Source organism: Leucobacter sp. M11, assembly GCF_035726885.1.
Classification (GTDB): Bacteria; Actinomycetota; Actinomycetes; order Actinomycetales; family Microbacteriaceae; genus JAPFRB01.
Genome location: NZ_JAPFRB010000004.1, coordinates 220787 through 223187, shown reverse-complemented (window position 1 = coordinate 223187; position 2401 = coordinate 220787). Strand labels below are relative to the sequence as shown.

The 2401-nt window shown below is 69.2% G+C and carries 2 protein-coding genes; one reads left to right on the top strand and one right to left on the bottom strand.

The genetic code is table 11. From position 1 onward, the window contains the following. Window positions 1-156 precede the first annotated feature (156 nt). Window positions 157-1857 (top strand): HNH endonuclease signature motif containing protein, encoded by a 1701-nt coding sequence (locus tag OOT08_RS13025; protein WP_325093181.1) that lies wholly within the window; start codon window positions 157-159, stop codon window positions 1855-1857. A 131-nt stretch (window positions 1858-1988) separates the two neighbouring features. Here the strand turns inward: OOT08_RS13025 and OOT08_RS13020 are convergent. Next, window positions 1989-2401: enoyl-CoA hydratase/isomerase family protein (locus OOT08_RS13020; protein ID WP_325093180.1), on the bottom strand; the 413-nt coding region annotated here is incomplete at its 5' end.

The window sequence follows — 2401 nt, the reverse complement described above, 5'->3', positions numbered from 1 at the left end:
TTTTGAGCCCGCCAGAGTTGGGTTTTGCTGTCAAGTATTGCGGTGAAAACGCGCCATATTTTGTTGCGATGATCCGGGCCTGGTACATATCGTTTTCGATCAGAAATGAGGCTTGAACAGCATTTTTCCTCGGGTCACTTCGGGTAAAATTGGGGCATGGTCACTTTCACTCCCGTCGCACCCCGCGACACCGCAACCCGCACACCGCGGGCCGGTGCGTTCGCGCGCGTGCCGGGCACGGGGACGGTGACCGGGGCGAGCGCCGCGAAGATCGCGGCGCGGATCGCCGCCGATGCTTTTGCCGCGTCCCGGGTGACCCCGGCTGATCAACGCGAGCATCACCTTGCCGCTCGCCGAATCGAAGCCAGAAATACTCGCGCGCACCTCAACGCCGAGGAACTGCGCGCGCGTGAGGCCGCACTGAGCGAGGCAATCTCCGAGGCGACGCGGGAGAAGAACCGGGTCGAGGCCCGTCGCGCTCGCTTGATCGCGGAACTCGCAGACCTCAACGAGGAGCGCTTTGCCCGGGAGACCGCGGAGGACGCCGCACGGGTGCTCGCTTCGTCCGGCCAGGTCATCGGCCAGACCGTGACCGGCGAGGACCGAGCGCAGCGGATGGGGCAGCTCGCCGAAGAGATTGCGTTCGCGGTCACCGTCGGGAAGCCCACCGGTGCGCGGCTCTTGAACGATGCACTCGCGCTTTCCGAGGATCTGCCCCACGTGTGGGAGGCCTTCTCATCCGGCGCGCTCGACCAGGCTCGCGTGTCCGCGATTGTCCGCGTCACCGCTGATGCGCCGCCCGTGGCCCGCGCCATTCTCGACGAGCAGCTTGCCGAGGTTGCCCCGACGTTGACTCCCGCGAAGCTGTTGCGGGTGGCCGAGGATCTTCGGAACAGGGTCGATCCCGTTTCTCCCGAGGCCAGGCACGCGGATGCGTTCCAGCGTCGCGGGGCCTGGAACGAGCCCGCCCGCAACGGGATGATGGAGCTCACGATCCGGCACTCCGCGGTGGAACTGACCGCGGCGTATGACCGGAGCGACGCCCTCGCGAAACAGCTCGCCGTCATGGAGAAGCAGGACCACCAGGACCGCGTGGACGCGTTGAAGGACGCGCACACGGGTAGCGAGGAGGAGCTGGCTGCGGCCCTTGCAGCCCTCCCGCTCCCCCGTGGCATCGCGCAGCTCCGCGCCGACGTACTCGTGGATCTGATCTCGCTCGGCGAAATCGACACGGAAGCGCCAGCCGAGGGCGACACGGCCCCCCAGGCCAGCACCGCCCCACCCCGCGGCGTCCGCGGGCAGGTCCTCGTCACCGTGCCCACGCGCATCCTGGCCGGGCTCACCGACGACCTGGGACCCGAGGCCAGCGCCGAGGCGATCCTCGGCAAGGAATTCGCCCACCTGGACGGCTACGGCGCGCTCGATGACGAGACCGCGGAGCGGGTCGCCTTCGGGATTGGCTCCTTCCGAGCGCTGTTCACCGACGACCGCGGCGCGATCCTCAACGTCGGCCGCGACAGTTACTCGCCGCCGAAAGCCCTTCGCAGATTCACCGAAATTCGGGACCAGCACTGTCGCTTCCCCGGGTGTGAACGGGCCGCGGTCCGGTGTGATCTTGATCACTCGGTGCCGTGGGATGCGGGCGGGGAAACCCGTCACGATAATCTCGCGTTTCTCTGCCGCACCCACCACACGATGAAGGGCCGCGGCGACCCCGGGACGACCGGGCCGGGCAAGACGCACCGGGGCTGGACCCTGCTCGACAACGTGAACGGGGTGCTGGAGTGGGAGACCCTGACCGGGCGACGGGTCACGACCTCCCCCGAACGAGCATCGGGCGCACCGGACACAGCCTGACCCAGATCCGGACACTGCCTGACCCAGATCCGGACACCGCCTGACCCAGCTTTGGGCGCTGCATTCCCAGCGCTTCGCGCTCTCTGCTTGGTGGCCCGGGATCTGCCCCGTTCGTGGACCGTGCCCTCGGCTCAGTCCCGGAAAGGAATGGGCTCCTGCCCGGGCCGCTCCGCCGAGGTGAGTTCGGCGATGAGGTCGTCCGACACGTCTTCGAGCCGCTCCGGGTGCCAGGCCGGGGCGTTGTCCTTGTCGACGATCCGGGCGCGGACCCCCTCGGCAAAGTCGGGCCGCGCGATCAGCTGCCGGGCGGTCCAGAGGTCCTGCTCCAACACCTCAGCGAGGCTCGGCCGCTCGTCGCGGATGCGCTGGATCAGCCGGAAGCTGGCGGCGACCGCCGCGGGGCACTGCGCCCGGATCAGGGCCGCGGCGGCGAGCGCCTCCGGCTCCTCGCGCGCCTCCAGGGCACGCACCGCGGCAAGCGCGTCCGGCGCGTCGAACGCGACATCGACCCACCCCCGGAGGGCGGTCAGCGGGGCCTCCGGGG